Genomic DNA, 15060 nt, shown 5'->3' with positions numbered 1-15060 from the left:
GCCCGCTCGGCCGTCTCGGGATAGCGTGGGGAGCACACCTTCGGAAGGGAACGACGATGACGTCAATCGCCTGGATCGGCCTCGGCAACATGGGCAGCCGGATGTCCACACACCTCGTCGGCGCGGGGCACGAGGTGCGAGGGTTCGACGTCGTCGACGCCTTCCGCCAGGCTGCCGGCGAACGAGGAGTCGTGCCGGTCGGCTCCGTGGGCGAGGCGGTCGACGGCGCGGACGTCGTGATCCTGAGCCTGCCGAAGGGCGAGCACGTGCGCTCGGTGCTCGCGGGCGACGACGGCGTCTTCGCGCGCGCCGCCCCCGGCACGATGATCCTCGACACCTCGACGGTCGACCTCGAGACCTCGGCCTGGTGCCACGCCGAATCGCGCTCGCGCGGCTTCCGGTTCGTCGACTCCCCCGTCTCCGGCGGGATCCAGGGGGCTGAGGCCGCCACGCTCGCCTTCATGCTCGGCGGCGCACCGGCCGACGTCGACGCCGCGAAGGCTGTCGTCGCCCCCATGGCGGGCAACGTGCTCGCCGTCGGCGAGGCGACGCACGGCATCGCCGCGAAGCTCGTCAACAACATGATGCTGGGCGTCTCCATCCTCGCGATGTCCGAGGGCGCGACCCTCGCTAAGCAGCTCGGCCTCGACCCGCAGTCGTTCTTCGACGTGGTGCGGGTCTCCTCCGGCGACTCCTGGGCCGTGCGCACCTGGTACCCGGTCCCGGGCGTCGTCCCGGGAGCCGCCGTGAACGCGAACTTCGACGCGTCCTTCTCCGCCATGCTCTGCCACAAGGACGTCGAGCTGGCGGTCGCCGGCGCTGAGGCTGCGGGCGTCGCCGTCCCCGCCGCGACGCTGATCCGCGATCAGCTGCAGCGCCTGCTGGACGACGGCCTCGGCGGCAAGGACTGCACGCTCGTCATCCGCGAGGCGACGCCCGACGGTGCCGTCGACGGGTGGGACGGCCACTGATGCGCATCCGCGGCGCCGTGCTCCGGGCGATCGGGGCCGAGCGCCCGTTCGCGACGACGCGGCCGCTGGAGCTGGTCGACCTCGAGCTCGACGCACCGGGGCCCGGCGAGCTGCTCGTGCGCATCGAGGCCGCTGGGCTCTGCCACAGCGACCTCTCGGTCGTCGACGGTGCCAGGCCCCGGCCCATGCCGATGCTCCTCGGCCACGAGGCGGCGGGCATCGTCGAGGCCGTCGGCGACGGTGTCGACGACCTCCCGATCGGCACTCGGGTCGTCACGACGTTCCTGCCGCGCTGCGGCGACTGCGCGGCGTGCGCGACCGACGGCCGGCTGCCGTGCGAGCGCGGCAGCGCCGCGAACGCCGCGGGTGAGCTGCTGGGCGGCGGGCGACGACTGCGCGAGGTCGACGCGGTCGGCAGCAGCGCCGAGGTGCATCACCACCTGGGCGTCTCCGCCTTCGCCACGCACGCGGTGCTCGATCGCCGGTCGGTCGTGCCGGTCGGCGCAGACGTGCCGCCGCACGTGGCGGCGGTGCTGGGCTGCGCGATGCTCACCGGCGGCGGCGCTGTCGTGAACGCGGGCAGACCGAGCGAGGGTGACGACATCGTGATCGTGGGCCTCGGCGGCGTGGGTATGGCGGCCCTGCTCGCCGCCGCGTCGCTCGGGCTCGGCAGGGTGATCGGCGTGGATGCCGTGCCCGCGAAGCTCGAGACGGCGCGGGAACTGGGTGCGCACCTCGCGCTCTCCCCCGACGAGGCGATCGAGCAGGGGCTCCGGGCTCCGGTCGTGGTCGAGGCGGCCGGCCACCCGAAGGCGTTCGAGACGGCGTTCGCCCTCACGGCACCCGGCGGCACGACCGTGACGGTCGGTCTGCCGCATCCGGATGCGCGGGCGTCGCTCTCGCCGCTGACGTTCACGGCCGAGGCGCGCACCGTGATCGGCTCGTACCTGGGCTCGGCAGTGCCTTCTCGCGACATCCCCCGCTACGAGCAGCTGTGGCGCGAGGGCAGGCTGCCCGTCGAGTCGCTCGTGACGTCCGAGATCGGGCTGGAGGGACTCAACGAAGCGCTCGACACGCTCGCCGACGGCCGCGCGATCCGGCAGGTCGTGCGCTGCAGCTGAGCCGGTCGCTCGCCGACCGCCTCCCGCACGCGGCCCGCGGCGGCTCGGCTACCGACGGGGGTGGCCGCCGCGGCCGCGCCGCTCGGCGATGCGTCGGCTGATGAAGCCGACGACGGCGGTCGCGATCGTCATGATGAGCCATCTGCGCATGGGAGTTCCCTCTCCTCGGTGATCTGCCCATCCTGGTGCGCGCACCTGGATGTCCGGTCCGCGAGGGGCTCAGGCGAAGGCGCCGAATCGACGCAGCGGCACCCGCAGCTCATCGGGGGTGAGCGAGCCGTGCTGGCCGACCATGCCGCGCGCGGGGTCGACCTCGTCGAGGTACAGCGCACGCCGACCCCGCGCGGCGACGAAGACGTCGCCGATCCGCGGGGCCACCTCCGGGTGCACGGTGCCGAGCCAGCCGGCCTCCACGACCTCCCGCTGGGTCGCGACCCAGGCGGCATCGCCGAGCCACGCCCGCCACGCCCCGGCCACCGCATCCGCCGACGCGTCGGGCGTCACGTGCAGCTGCAGGCAGCGGGGCTCACCGGCGACATGGGCGACGCCGGCCTGCAGCTCGGTCGGCACGATGAGATGGCCGGATGCGTCGACGTCGACCATGCCGTGATCGGCCGTCACGATGAGGCCCGCGTCGCGAGGCAGCGCGGCGACCAGGTCGCGCACGTGCGCATCGAGCTGCTCGAGCGCGCTCACCCAGCGGTCACTCTGCCAGCCGTGCTCATGGCCGATGCGGTCGAGCTCCGGCATGTACAGGTAGACGAGGGCGCGCTCGCGGGCGGCCCGCTCGGCGAGCGCGAAGCGGTCGGCCATGCGGCGGCCGCCGCGATACTCGCCCCCGCGCAGCACCGCGTGCGTGAAGCCGCTCTCGGCATGCTTCGCCTCGGCGATCACGATGGAGGGCCGGTGCTGCTCGAGCACCGTCGGGGCGCGCTGCCACCGCGCAGGATCCATCGCGCCGCCCCAGTCGCGCAGCTGGTTGCGCACGCCCTCCCCCGGCACCATCGCGTCGTAGCCGACGAGCCCGTGCTCACCCGCGAGCAGGCCGGTGGTGAGGCTCGCGAGGGCGACCGCGGTCGTCGAGGGGAAGCCTGAGTCGAGCGAGCCGCCAGCGGCGCCAGCGAGCGTGCGCGCGTGACCCGCTCGCTGGCCGAGTTGCGCCGCGCCGAGACCGTCGACCACGAGCACCACCGCGCCGGCGACGGCAGGCAGGCCGAGCGCGTTCCGCTCGCCGCGCATCGCGAGCGAGGAGCTCCGCAGAACGTCGGCAAGGCTCCGGGATCCTGACGCCCTGATCGGTAGCATTCCGTCAGCCTATGACTGCCACACCCGCCTCCGACGCCGCTGAGCGCATCGACGACATCGACGTCGCTGCCGAGATGCAGGATTCGTTCCTCGAGTACGCCTACTCCGTCATCTACGCTCGCGCGCTGCCCGACGCCCGCGATGGGCTCAAGCCCGTGCAGCGGCGCATCCTCTTCCAGATGTCCGAGATGGGACTGCGTCCCGAGAAGGGGCACGTCAAGAGCGCTCGCGTCGTCGGCGACGTGATGGGCAAGCTGCACCCCCACGGCGACACCGCGATCTACGACGCGCTCGTGCGACTCGCCCAGCCCTTCAGCCTGCGCCTGCCGCTCATCGACGGGCACGGCAACTTCGGCTCGCTCGACGACGGGCCCGCGGCCGCCCGCTACACCGAGGCTCGGCTCGCCGCCGCCGGCCTGTCGCTGACGGAGGGCCTCGACGAGGACGTCGTCGACTTCGTGCCCAACTACGACAACTCCTACCAGCAGCCCGACGTGCTGCCGGCCTCCTACCCCAACCTGCTCGTCAACGGTGCGAGCGGCATCGCCGTCGGCATGGCGACGAACATGGCACCGCACAACCTCGTCGAGGTCGTGCAGGCGGCCAAGCACCTCCTCGCGCACCCCGACGCCTCCACCGCCGACCTCATGCGGCACGTGCCCGGCCCCGACCTGCCCGGCGGCGGCGTGATCGTCGGTCTCGACGGCATCCGGGACGCCTACGAGTCTGGTCGTGGCGCGTTCCGCACCCGCGCGCGCACCTCGATCGAGCGCCAGGGCCGCAAGACCCAGATCGTCGTCACCGAGCTGCCCTACCAGGTGGGGCCCGAGCGGCTGATCGAGAAGATCAAGGACGGCGTCGTCGCGAAGAAGCTGCAGGGCCTCTCGGACGTGCAGGACTTCACCGACCGCAAGCATGGGCTCCGGCTCGTGATCGGCATCAAGACCGGCTTCGATCCCGAGGCCGTGCTGCAGCAGCTGCACCGCTTCACCCCGCTCGAGGACGGCTTCTCGATCAACAACGTGGCGCTCGTGGACGGCCGGCCGCAGACGCTCGGGCTCAAGGCGCTGCTGCGGGTGTACCTCGACCATCGCGTGTCGGTCGTGCGGCGACGCAGCGAGTTCAGGCTCGCGAGGAAGCGCGACCGGCTGCACCTCGTCGAGGGCCTGCTGATCGCGATCCTCGACATCGACGAGGTCATCCAGGTCATCCGCTCCTCCGACGACAGCGAGCAGGCGCGCGGTCGCCTGCAGGGCATCTTCGACCTGTCCGAGGCGCAGGCCGAGTACATCCTCGAGCTGCGGCTGCGCCGCCTCACGAAGTTCAGCCGCATCGAGCTGGAGGCCGAGCGAGACGAGCTGCTGGCGCAGATCGCCGAGCTGGAGCACATCCTGGGATCGGAGGCCGCCCTGCACGTGGTGGTGTCCGACGAGCTGGACGAGGTCGCCGAGCGCTTCGGCACCCCGCGCCGCACGCTGCTCACCGAGGCGAACGGCCAGCAGGCCACGACCGGCCGCGCCTCGGCTGCGAAGCTCGCCGCCAGCCTCGAGATCGCGGATGCGCCGACGCGCGTGCTGCTCTCGGCGACCGGCCGCGTGGTGCGGGTGGACGGCGAGGAGCCGATCCCTGTGCCGTCGCGCCGCAGCCGCCACGACGCCATCCGCTCGGTGATCGAGACGACGACGCGCGGCACCTTCGGCCTCGTCACCTCCTCGGGCGCCGTGCTGCGCCTCACGCCCGCCGACCTGCCGTCGGTGCCGCCCGCGTCGGTCGGCCTCACCGCAGGCGTCAAGGTCAAGGATCTCGGCACGCTCGAGCGCGGCGAGGAGGCCATCGGCCTGATCGACCTCGCTGCGCCGGCAGCCGGAGAGGCGACGCCCTGGCTCGTCGCCACCGAAGGCGGCATCGTCAAGCGCGTGCGGCCGACCGAGCTGCGCGACCGCGACCGCGAACTCCTCATCTCGCTCAAGTCCGGCGACCGCGTGGTGGGCATCGCACCCGCGCCCGACGACGCCTGGATCGTCCTGGTGACCAGCGATGCGCAGCTGCTGCGCTTCCCGGCGGAGGCCGTGAACCCGCAGGGCCCCGGCGCCGCGGGCATGAAGGGCATCGGGCTCAAGGCGGGCGCGTCGGTGCGGTTCGCCGGCGCCGTCGACGAGGGCGCGGAGGTCGTCACGGTGACGGCGGCTGCGGAGACGCTCGCCGGCCTCGACGAGCCGCGCGTGAAGGTCTCGGACCTGACGGAGTTCCCGGCGAAGGGGCGCGGCACGGGAGGCGTGCAGGCGCACCGGCTGCTGAAGGGCGAGGTCGGGCTCTCGCTCGCCTGGGCCGGGGTCGCGCCGCTCGCGGTCGGCAGCGATGGCTCGCAGCGCCAGCTGCCGCCTGGCAGCTCGCCCCGCGCAGGCTCGGGCGTCGCGATCGACGGCACCATCGGCGCGGTCGGCTCGCGGCTCGGCTCGCCGCCTGCGCCGTCGCTCGCGGAGTGACTGGGCGCCGCACACCTGCGGCTTCGAGGGCAGCCGCGGCCCTCGAAGCCATGACGGCCACTGAACGAGCAGCACGCCGACGCGCCACGGCGACCGCCAACCGGCCACTCCGCCTGCCGAGCGCATGGTCCGGTCGCGTGACCGCCTCACCGGTTGAGCGTCGCGCCCGGGCGAGCTCCGCCGGCCAGCGGCGCTGACTCAGGCGTCGATGCGGTCCCGATCGATCTGGCTCGAGACGATCAGGTCGCGGCGAGGAGCCACCTCGTTGCCCATCAGCAGCTCGAACACCTCGCTCGCCCGCTCCGCGTCGCTGATCGTGACGCGGCGCAGCGTGCGTCGCGAGCGATCCATCGTCGTCTCGGCGAGCTGATCCGCGTCCATCTCGCCCAGGCCCTTGTAGCGCTGCGGCGGCTCGTGCCACGACTTGCCCGCCTTCTTCAGGCGGGTGAGCGTGCGATGCAGCTCGGCGTCGGAATAGGTGTAGACGGCTTCGTCGGGCTTGCCCCGGTGCTTCACGAGCACGCGGTGCAGCGGCGGCACGGCGGCGAAGACCCGACCCTCGTCGATGAGCGGGCGCATGTAGCGATGGATGAGCGTCAGCAGCAGGGTGCGGATGTGCGCGCCGTCGACGTCGGCGTCGGAGAGCATGATGACCTTGCCGTAGCGCGCCTGGCTCAGGTCGAACGAGCGACCGGAGCCGGCGCCGATCGACTGGATGATGGCCGCGCACTCGGCGTTGCCCAGCATGTCGCCGATCGATGCCTTCTGCACGTTCAGGATCTTGCCGCGGATCGGCAGGATGGCCTGGAACTCGCTGTCGCGAGCGGGCTTCGCGGTGCCGAGCGCGCTGTCGCCCTCCACGATGAAGAGCTCGGTCTGCGCGACGTCGCTCGATCGGCAGTCGACGAGCTTCACCGGCAGCGACGAGGATTCGAGGGCGCTCTTGCGGCGCGCCGTCTCCTTCAGCGAGCGCGCCGAGATGCGCGCCTTCATCTCGCTCACGACCTTCTCGAGCAGCTGGCCGGCCTGCGCCTTCTCGTCGCGCTTGGTCGAGGTGAGGATCGCGCCCAGCTCGCGCTGCACCACCTGCGAGACGATCTGCCGCACGGCGGGCGTGCCGAGCACCTCCTTCGTCTGGCCCTCGAACTGCGGCTCCGGCAGTCGCACGGTCACGACCGCGGTCAGCCCTGCGAGCGCGTCGTCCTTCTCGATGCGGTCGTTGCCCGCCTTGAGCTTCCTGGCGTTCGCGGCGACCTGGTCGCGGATGAGCTTGAGGAGCGACTGCTCGAATCCCGCCAGGTGCGAGCCGCCCTTCGGCGTGGCGATGATGTTGACGAAGGTCTGCACGACCGTGTCGTAGCCGGTGCCCCAGCGCAGCGCGATGTCGACCTCGCAGGTGCGCTCGACGTCGCGCGTGACCATGTGGCCGGTCGCCTCGTCGAGCACCGGGATGGTCTCCTGGAAGTCGCCCTCGCCGCTCAGCCGCCACGTCGCCGTCAGCGCCGGGTCCGGCGCGAGGTACTCCGCGAACTCGCTGATGCCGCCGTCGTAGCGGAAGTCGTGGACCACGCGCTCGTCGCCGCGCTCGTCGACGATCTGGATGCCGAGCCCCGGCACCAGGAACGCCGTCTGCCGGGCGCGGCGGGCGAGCTCGTCGGCGAGGAACTCGGCGCCCTTCGTGAACACCTGCGGGTCGGCCCAGTAGCGCACGCGCGTGCCGGTGACCGCCTTCCCGACCTTGCCGACCTTGCGCAGCCTCGATGCGTCGGTGAATGGCACGAACGTCGCGTCCGGCGAGGGCTCGCCCTCATCGAGGAACTCCCCGGGCTCGCCGCGGTGGAAGGACATCGCCCACGTCGCGCCCTCGCGATCGACCTCGACGTCCAGCCGGGCGGAGAGGGCGTTGACGACGGATGCGCCGACGCCGTGGAGGCCGCCGGAGGACTTGTAGGCGCCGCCGCCGAACTTGCCGCCTGCGTGCAGCTTGGTGAAGATCACCTCGACGCCCGTGAGGCCTGTGCGGGGCTCGACGTCGATCGGCAGGCCGCGCGCGCGGTCCTTGACCTCGACGGAGCCGTCAGCGTGCAGCACGACGGTGATCTCGGTGCCGTGGCCGCCGAGGGCCTCGTCGACGGAGTTGTCGATGATCTCCCACAGGCAGTGCATGAGCCCGCGGGAGTCGGTCGACCCGATGTACATGCCGGGGCGCTTGCGCACCGCCTCGAGACCCTCGAGCACGGTCAGGTGCCGTGCCGAGTAGTCGGATGCAGCGTTCGCCAACCGATCCCCCATCTCCTGCGTCGAAGGCGCTCGAGCAGCGGCCAGCCGCTGCGAGTGCGTCTGCCAGCCTAGGGCCGAGGGCGGGCCGGGGATGTCAGGCCACGCGGCACGCCTCGCGTTGCGCCGCTGGCGAACCGCGGGCCGAATCACCGCCTTCTGTCACCCGAGCATGCGACGATGGGTGCAACGCAAGAGTGAGGAGGGCACCGTGAACGACATCCAGACCACGACGCTCGAAGTCGATGAGGCGACGGCACCGCTGGGTGGCCTCGACCGCTGTGACAGCTGCGGAGCGCAGGCCTACGTCCGCGCGACGATGGAGAGCGGCACGCTGCTCTTCTGCGCGCACCACGCTGCCAAGCACCGCGAGGCCCTCCAGCCGCTCGCCAAGGTGTGGCACGACGAGTCGGAGAAGCTGAACGAGCGCTGACCCGCCGATCGCACAGCCAAGCGGCCCGTCCCCATCCGGGGCGGGCCGCTCGCTCGTTCGCCCGGCGTCCGGCGACCGGCGACCGGCCCGCGCAGCCTCGGCTAGCGCCCGAACGGGCCCTGCAGCCGTTGCAGGAAGCGCTTCGTGCGCTCCTCGCGGGGCGCGCCGAACACCTGGTCGGGCGTGCCCCTCTCCACGACGACGCCCCCGTCGAAGAACGACACCTCATCCGCGACCTCACGAGCGAAGCCGAGCTCGTGCGTCACGACCGCCATCGTCCAGCCCTCGCCCGCCAGCTCGGTCATGACCGCCAGCACCTCGCCGACGAGCTCGGGATCGAGCGAGGAGGTCGGCTCGTCGAACAGCAGCATCGAGGGCTGCAGCGCGAGCGCGCGCACGATGCCGACGCGCTGCTGCTGACCCCCGGAGAGCGACGAGGGGAACGCATCCGCCTTCTCCCGCAGCCCGACGCGCTCCAGCAGCGCGAGCGCGTCGGCCCTCACCGCATCGCGGTCGCGGCCCTGCACGCGGATGGGACCGATGGTGACGTTGCCCAGCACCGTCAGGTGCGGGAACAGGTGGTGCTGCTGGAAGACCATCGCGGATGCGCGGTGCAGCGCGGCCCGCTCGCGGCGGGTGCGCGGCTTCGACAGGTCGAGCTCGACCTCGCCGATCCGGAGCGTGCCGGCTTCGGGCGACTCGAGGCCGTTGAGCGAACGGAGCACCGTCGTCTTGCCGGAGCCGGACGGCCCGATGAGCGCGTGCACCGTGCCCGGCGCGATGTCGAGGTCGACGCCGCGGAGCACGTGGTTGTCGCCGAACGACTTGTGCAGCCCGCGGGCCGAGAGGAGCAGGTCAGACGGCATAGCGATCCAGCTTCTGCTCGAGGCGGTCCTGGCCGGCGGCGAGCGCGAGGCAGATGACCCAGTAGACCGCCGCGGCGACGATGTAGATGGTGAGGAACTCGCCGCTGGGGGCGGCGATGCGCTGCGCGACCCGGAAGAGCTCGGTCATCGTGATGACCGATGCGAGCGAGGTGTCCTTCACGAGCGAGATGAGCGTGTTCGACAGCGGCGGCACCGACACCCGGGCCGCCTGCGGCAGCACGATGCGCCACAGCGATTGGCCGCGCGACATCCCGATCATCGATGCCGCCTCCCACTGCCCCCGCGGGATCGACAGGATCGCGGCGCGGATGATCTCGGCCGCGTAGCCCCCGACGTTCATCGACAGCGCGATGATGGCGCTGGGCCACGGGTCGAGCGTGATGCCGATCTGCGGCATGCCGTAGAAGATGACGAACAGCTGCACGAGCAGCGGCGTCCCGCGGATCGCCGAGATGTAGGCCCTCGCGATCCCGGAGAGCCACGCGACGCCCGAGATGCGGGCGAGCGCGAGCCCGATCGCGATCAGCAGGCCGAGCACGAACGACGCGGCGGCGAGCGGGATGGTGCCGGCCACCGCCCCGAGGGCGATCGGCCCGATCGAGTCGAGGATCAGCTGCCAGTCCACGCGGCGAGCCTACGCGGCCGCGACGGGAGCCGAGGCCGCAGCCTCGTCACGAGCGCACGTCACGGCTGCGAGACGTCCTCACCGAAGTAGCGCTCGGAGATCTCGGCCAGCGTGCCGTCCTCTGCGAGCGCGGACAGTGCCTCGTCGACCGCGGTGACGAGCGACTCGCTGCCCGCGCGGAACGCGAGCGCGTTCTCGCTCGTCTCCTCGGTCTCTGCGACGTCGGCGAGGCCGGTCTCGCCGCCCTGCGACTGCACGTAGTCGAGGTAGGTGAGGCGGTCGTTGATGGTCGCGTCGACGCGCCCCGTGCGCAGCAGCTCCGCAGCCTGCGCGAAGCCCTCGACCTCCTCGACGTCGGCGCCCGCCTCGGTCGCGATGTCCGCCCAGTTGCTCGTGAGCGACTGCGCGCTCGTGCGACCCTCCAGATCCTCGAACGACGCGATCTCGCTGCCCTCGGCGACGATCAGGACGCCCGGAGAGTAGGTGTACGGCTCGCTGAAGGCGTAGCGCTCGAGGCGCTGCGGGGTGATCGAGACCTGGTTGGCGATCACGTCGACGCGTCCCGAGTCGAGTGCCGCGAAGATCGCATCCCACTGCGTCTCGACGAACTCGACCTCGACGCCGAGCTCCCCCGCGACCGCGGTGATGATCTCGACGTCGTAGCCGGTGAGCTCGCCGGCGCCGCCCTCGTGGAACGAGAACGGCGAGTAGGTGCCCTCGGTCCCGACGACGAGCACGCCCTCCTCCTGCACCTGCTCGAGCGTCAGCCCCGCCGACGTCGGCTCCCCGGTGCCGGCCTCGGTGCCGGGCCCGTTGCCCGTGGAGCATCCCACGAGGGCGACGGATGCCGCGGCGACCGCCGCGATGGGCGCCAGGCGGGACAGGGACGTGCGGGGACGAGGCATGAGCGCTCCTTCTCGGGGGTATCAACACATCCTAGAACGCCGCGAGGCCCCCCGGATGTTCCGAGGGGCCTCGTGACGAAGCGTGACGGCGGCTGCCGCCGCGCTCACTCCAGGTAGTCGCGCAGCTGCTGCGACCGCGAGGGGTGGCGCAGCTTCGCCATGGTCTTCGACTCGATCTGGCGGATCCGCTCGCGCGTGACGCCGAACGTGTCGCCGATCTGGTCGAGCGTCTTCGGCATGCCGTCGCCGAGCCCGAAGCGCATCCGGATCACGCCCGCCTCGCGCTCCGAGAGCGAGTCGAGCAGCGACTCCAGCTGGCGCTGCAGCATCGTGAAGCCAACGGCGTCCGCCGGGACGACCGCCTCGGTGTCCTCGATCAGGTCACCGAACTCGCTGTCGCCGTCCTCGCCGAGCGGGGTGTGCAGCGAGATCGGCTCGCGGCCGTACTTCTGCACCTCGATGACCTTCTCAGGGGTCATGTCGAGCTCGCGCGCCAGCTCCTCCGGGCTCGGCTCGCGGCCGAGGTCCTGCAGCATCTGGCGCTGCACGCGGGCCAGCTTGTTGATGACCTCGACCATGTGCACGGGGATGCGGATCGTGCGAGCCTGGTCGGCCATGGCCCGCGTGATGGCCTGACGGATCCACCAAGTGGCGTAGGTCGAGAACTTGAAGCCCTTCGTGTAGTCGAACTTCTCGACCGCACGGATCAGGCCCAGGTTGCCCTCCTGGATGAGGTCCAGGAACTGCATGCCGCGGCCCGTGTAGCGCTTGGCGAGCGAGACCACCAGGCGCAGGTTGGCGCCCAGCAGGTGGCTCTTGGCGCGCTGCCCGTCGCGGGCGATGCGCGTCAGGTCGCGCTTGACCTGCCAGTCGAGGTCGTCGCCATCGATCGACAGCTTCTCCTCGGCGAACAGACCGGCCTCGATGCGCATCGCGAGGTCGACCTCCTGCTCGGCGTTGAGGAGGGCGACCTTGCCGATCTGCTTCAGGTAGTCCTTGACCGGGTCGGCCGTGGCACCGGTGATCTGCGTGGGGGCCGGCTCGTCGTCGTCGCCCGAGAGCCGCAGGGCTCCGGTGGGGAGCTTCTCGACGTGGACCTTCTCCTCGTCCTCCTCGGTCTCGACCTCCTCCGGCGTCTCCTCGGCCTGGGCCTCCTCGACGGGGTCGGCAGCCTTGCGACGCGTCGCCGTGCGCTTGGCGGGAGCCTTCTTCGCCGCGCCCTTGGCGGGCGCCGACTCGTCGGTCGCCTCGGTCGCTGCCTCGGCGGCGGCCGCCTTGGCCTTGGCTGCGGTCGTCTTCGCGACCGTCGCCTTCGCGGCCGTCGTCTTCGCAGCCGTCGACTTCGCCGCGGTGGTCTTCGCCGCGGTGGTCTTCGCCGCGGTGCTCTTCGCGGCCGGCTTCGCGGCAGCGGTCTTGGCGGCCGTCGTCTTCGTCGGCGCCTTCGCGGCAGGGGTCTTCGCCGCGGTCGAGGCGGCGGGCGCCTTCTTCGCAGGAGCCCGCTTCGCGGCTGCAGCGGTCGTCGCCTCAGGCGCGGCGTCGGCAGCAGCGGCCGCAGTGCTGCGGCTCGCTGTCGTGGTGGTGTCCTTGGCTGGCATGCGGCCTCCGGTGGGTCTCGGGCGCCCAGACTCGGTGCAGTCGGACTGAGGGCAGTCGAATGACCCAAGTCAAGTCCTGCGCTTGGCGCCGGTCTCGACTGGGTCGGTCTTGACAGTATAGCGCTGGATGTGGCATAGGCATTCCCCCGACCTCCAGGAACGGCACCGAGCGCGCTGCCGCAGCCTGCTCAGTCGCCGCGTCGACGCATCCGATTCGCGATGGCCTGCCACAGCGGCGCGACCTCGATGCCCTCCTCCTCGCGAAGCCTCGATCTGGTGATGCGACGCATCCGCACCACCATCGCGAAGCCGAGCAGCAGGATCACGAGCTGGAAGGCGAACGCGATGCGGAACCCGTCCCAGTCGTAGAGGCCGACCGCCTCACCCGCCCGCAGCCGCACCCCGTGCACGACGTCGAGCACGATGCCGACGACGGGGATGATCGCGAAGGCGGCGATGAAGCCGCCGACGTTGACGATGCCGTTCGCGGAGCCGAGCAGGCGCAGCGGGTTGGAGGTGCGGGCGAAGTCGAAGCCGATCGTCGAGCCGGGGCCCGCGATGCCGAGCACCACGACCAGCGCGATGACGAGCCACGTGGGCGGGAGCCCGGGCCACAGCAGCACGACGCTCCACGCGGCGATCACCACGCCGACGATGCACAGCACGAGCGTCGAGCGCCGGAGCGGGAACCGCGCGGTCGTGATCCCCAGCAGCGGCCCGACCACCATCCCGGTGACGACGACGATCGACATGATGCCGGCTGCCTGGGCGGCGGGGATCTCGAGTCCGCTGACGAGCATCGGGTAGCCCCACATGAGGAGGAAGACGTTGGTGGTGGACAGCAGCGAGAAGTGGGTCCAGAAGCCCAGCCGCGTGCCCGGCTGCCGGAACGCGGTCTGCAGCCGCGGCCACCACCCCTCCGGCAGGTCGATCGTGCCGGTGGGCGGCGTGCCGCCGGGCGGCGAGTCGAACACGAGCAGCAGCACGAGCACGAGCACCACGAGTCCCACGGCGGCGAGCGTGCCGAACGAGAGCGTCCATCCGACCTGCGCGAGCAGCCAGACGAAGGGCACGGTCGAGAGCAGCTGGCCCAGCTGCCCGCACACCGCCGTCCACTGCGACATCTGCGCGAGGATCGGCCCCGAGAACCACCCCGCCTGCAGGCGGATCACCGAGATGAAGGTCGCCGCGTCGCCGATGCCGAGCAGCACTCGACCGGCGACGGCCAGCGGCAGGTCGTCGGCGAGCGCGACCATCGCCTGGCCGGTGACCATGACGGCGGCGCCGGAGGCGATGAGCATGCGGGGGCCGAACCGATCCAGCAGCACGCCCACCGGGATCTGCATCGCCGCGTAGACGCCCACCTGCACGGCGCCGAGCGTCGACAGGAGGGTCGCCTGCACCTCGAAGCGCTCGGCGGCAGCCGGCCCTGCCACGCCCAGCGAGGAGCGGTGCAGGACGGCGACGATGTAGGCGATGGCGCCGATGCCCCAGACGACCCAGGATCTGGCGCTGTTCATGCCAGCGGATCCGCCCCCGGACGACCGCGCTGCTGCAGGTAGCGCTCGAGCTCCTCGGCGATCTCGTCGGCGCTCGGCAGCGTGCCGTCCTCATCGGTGAGCGGCGAGCGCACCGACGACTGCGCCATGAACGCGTCGTAGCGCGCCTCCAGCGTGTGCACGATGCGCTGGAGCTCTTCATTCGTCTCCATCTGCTGCGCGACGAGCTGCTGGAACTCGCGATCGGCCTGGCGGAGCTCCTCGGTGCGGAACGCGAGCGAGGTCGCGCTCGTCACGCCCTCGAGGGCCGCGAGCGCCGGGCCCGCCGAGCCCGACTCGCCGACGTAGTGGGGCACGAGCACGGTGAAGGTGGTGACCGGCGCGACGTCCTGCAGCCGGTGCTCGATGCGGTGGATCACCGAGGCCGGGACCGAGGAGACGGGGCGCCAGGCCGAGTACTGCTCGATGAGCTCGGCCCGGTTGCCCGACACGGTCGAGACGAGCGGGCGCGTGTGGGGCACGGGCATGCCGATGGAGGTCATGATGGTGGTCGTGGCGACCTCGAGCTGCTCGTGCAGCTCGAGCAGGGCATCCGTGAACCGCTCCCACATCCAGTCCGGCTCCGGCCCCGTCAGGAGCAGGAACGGCGCGCCCGCGTCGTCCTCGACCTGCAGCAGCGTGAGCGAGTGCGGCAGGTACTCGTCGATGCGATCCTCGTTGAACAGGATCCGCGGCCGTCGCGATCGGTGGTCGATCAGCAGGTCGGTGTCGAACTCGACGATGGCGCGATAGGGCAGCGTGTCGAGGATCGCGGCGGCCGCCGACTCCGCAGCAGCACCCGCGTCGACGAAACCGTGGATGGCGATCACCAGGTCGAGGCCGCGCGGCACCGTCTCCAGGGCTTCGAGGGGCAGCGTCAGCTCGTGGGGATCGAACACGACTCCAGCCTACTGAGC

12 protein-coding genes are annotated in these 15060 nt (G+C 71.7%); 4 read left to right on the top strand and 8 right to left on the bottom strand.

The features are described from left to right. The first annotated feature begins 56 nt into the window (after nucleotides 1–56). The gene (locus AA0Z99_RS04270) at nucleotides 57–971 is read left to right on the top strand and encodes an NAD(P)-dependent oxidoreductase (RefSeq protein ID WP_413319774.1); all 915 of its coding nucleotides are present in this window, start codon (nucleotides 57–59) and stop codon (nucleotides 969–971) included. Further along, a complete protein-coding gene (locus tag AA0Z99_RS04265; protein WP_413320760.1) occupies nucleotides 971–2092 on the top strand; it encodes an alcohol dehydrogenase catalytic domain-containing protein in 1122 nt (373 codons plus the stop codon). Before AA0Z99_RS04270 ends, AA0Z99_RS04265 begins: the two co-directional genes overlap by 1 nt. A 219-nt stretch (nucleotides 2093–2311) precedes the next feature. Here AA0Z99_RS04265 and AA0Z99_RS04260 read toward each other — a convergent pair whose 3' ends face one another. Beyond that, on the bottom strand, nucleotides 2312–3331 hold the full coding sequence (locus tag AA0Z99_RS04260) for an alkaline phosphatase family protein (RefSeq protein ID WP_413319772.1): 1020 nt from the start codon (nucleotides 3329–3331) through the stop codon (nucleotides 2312–2314). A gap of 77 nt (nucleotides 3332–3408) precedes the next feature. On the opposite strand from AA0Z99_RS04260, the gene AA0Z99_RS04255 reads away from it, so the two are divergent. Beyond that, on the top strand, nucleotides 3409–5883 hold the full coding sequence (locus tag AA0Z99_RS04255) for a DNA gyrase/topoisomerase IV subunit A (RefSeq protein WP_413319770.1): 2475 nt from the start codon (nucleotides 3409–3411) through the stop codon (nucleotides 5881–5883). Between the two features lie 198 nt (nucleotides 5884–6081). Here AA0Z99_RS04255 and AA0Z99_RS04250 read toward each other — a convergent pair whose 3' ends face one another. Continuing rightward, the gene (locus AA0Z99_RS04250) at nucleotides 6082–8175 is read right to left on the bottom strand and encodes a DNA gyrase/topoisomerase IV subunit B (protein WP_413319768.1); all 2094 of its coding nucleotides are present in this window, start codon (nucleotides 8173–8175) and stop codon (nucleotides 6082–6084) included. 196 nt (nucleotides 8176–8371) lie between these two features. On the opposite strand from AA0Z99_RS04250, the gene AA0Z99_RS04245 reads away from it, so the two are divergent. Then, nucleotides 8372–8593: a hypothetical protein gene (locus tag AA0Z99_RS04245; RefSeq protein WP_072313651.1), complete on the top strand. Its 222-nt coding sequence runs from the start codon at nucleotides 8372–8374 to the stop codon at nucleotides 8591–8593. Between the two features lie 101 nt (nucleotides 8594–8694). Here the strand turns inward: AA0Z99_RS04245 and AA0Z99_RS04240 are convergent, their stop codons facing one another. The 6 genes from AA0Z99_RS04240 to AA0Z99_RS04215 form a co-directional block, all read right to left on the bottom strand. Then, nucleotides 8695–9459 (bottom strand): amino acid ABC transporter ATP-binding protein, encoded by a 765-nt coding sequence (locus AA0Z99_RS04240; RefSeq protein WP_413319765.1) that lies wholly within the window; start codon nucleotides 9457–9459, stop codon nucleotides 8695–8697. After that, nucleotides 9449–10105, bottom strand: a complete 657-nt coding sequence (locus tag AA0Z99_RS04235) for an amino acid ABC transporter permease (protein ID WP_413319763.1) — start codon at nucleotides 10103–10105, stop codon at nucleotides 9449–9451. Before AA0Z99_RS04235 ends, AA0Z99_RS04240 begins: the two co-directional genes overlap by 11 nt. 59 nt (nucleotides 10106–10164) lie before the next feature. After that, nucleotides 10165–11010 carry an amino acid ABC transporter substrate-binding protein gene (locus tag AA0Z99_RS04230; RefSeq protein ID WP_413319761.1) on the bottom strand — a complete coding sequence of 282 codons (846 nt, stop codon included), beginning with the start codon at nucleotides 11008–11010 and terminating at the stop codon, nucleotides 10165–10167. 104 nt (nucleotides 11011–11114) lie between these two features. After that, on the bottom strand, nucleotides 11115–12605 hold the full coding sequence (locus tag AA0Z99_RS04225; protein WP_413319759.1) for an RNA polymerase sigma factor: 1491 nt from the start codon (nucleotides 12603–12605) through the stop codon (nucleotides 11115–11117). 188 nt (nucleotides 12606–12793) lie between these two features. Next, nucleotides 12794–14125: an MFS transporter gene (locus AA0Z99_RS04220; protein ID WP_413319757.1), complete on the bottom strand. Its 1332-nt coding sequence runs from the start codon at nucleotides 14123–14125 to the stop codon at nucleotides 12794–12796. Continuing rightward, nucleotides 14122–15042, bottom strand: a complete 921-nt coding sequence (locus AA0Z99_RS04215; protein ID WP_413319755.1) for a PAC2 family protein — start codon at nucleotides 15040–15042, stop codon at nucleotides 14122–14124. Before AA0Z99_RS04215 ends, AA0Z99_RS04220 begins: the two co-directional genes overlap by 4 nt. Nucleotides 15043–15060 lie beyond the last annotated feature (18 nt).

This window comes from Agrococcus phoenicis (assembly GCF_047302415.1).
In the GTDB taxonomy this organism is placed as follows: domain Bacteria; phylum Actinomycetota; class Actinomycetes; order Actinomycetales; family Microbacteriaceae; genus Agrococcus.
Note: the sequence above shows the minus strand (reverse complement) of the source record. Positions and strands in the feature narration are given on the sequence as shown.

Bases quoted from the DNA above. Each gene is read 5' to 3' on its own strand.
- AA0Z99_RS04270 (WP_413319774.1), top strand. From the start codon at position 57: ATGACGTCAATCGCCTGGATCGGCCTCGGCAACATGGGCAGCCGGATG.
- AA0Z99_RS04265 (WP_413320760.1), top strand. From the start codon at position 971: ATGCGCATCCGCGGCGCCGTGCTCCGGGCGATCGGGGCCGAGCGCCCG.
- AA0Z99_RS04260 (WP_413319772.1), bottom strand. From the start codon at position 3,331: ATGCGCGGCGAGCGGAACGCGCTCGGCCTGCCTGCCGTCGCCGGCGCG.
- AA0Z99_RS04255 (WP_413319770.1), top strand. From the start codon at position 3,409: ATGACTGCCACACCCGCCTCCGACGCCGCTGAGCGCATCGACGACATC.
- AA0Z99_RS04250 (WP_413319768.1), bottom strand. From the start codon at position 8,175: ATGGGGGATCGGTTGGCGAACGCTGCATCCGACTACTCGGCACGGCAC.
- AA0Z99_RS04240 (WP_413319765.1), bottom strand. From the start codon at position 9,459: ATGCCGTCTGACCTGCTCCTCTCGGCCCGCGGGCTGCACAAGTCGTTC.
- AA0Z99_RS04230 (WP_413319761.1), bottom strand. From the start codon at position 11,010: ATGCCTCGTCCCCGCACGTCCCTGTCCCGCCTGGCGCCCATCGCGGCG.
- AA0Z99_RS04225 (WP_413319759.1), bottom strand. From the start codon at position 12,605: ATGCCAGCCAAGGACACCACCACGACAGCGAGCCGCAGCACTGCGGCC.
- AA0Z99_RS04220 (WP_413319757.1), bottom strand. From the start codon at position 14,125: ATGAACAGCGCCAGATCCTGGGTCGTCTGGGGCATCGGCGCCATCGCC.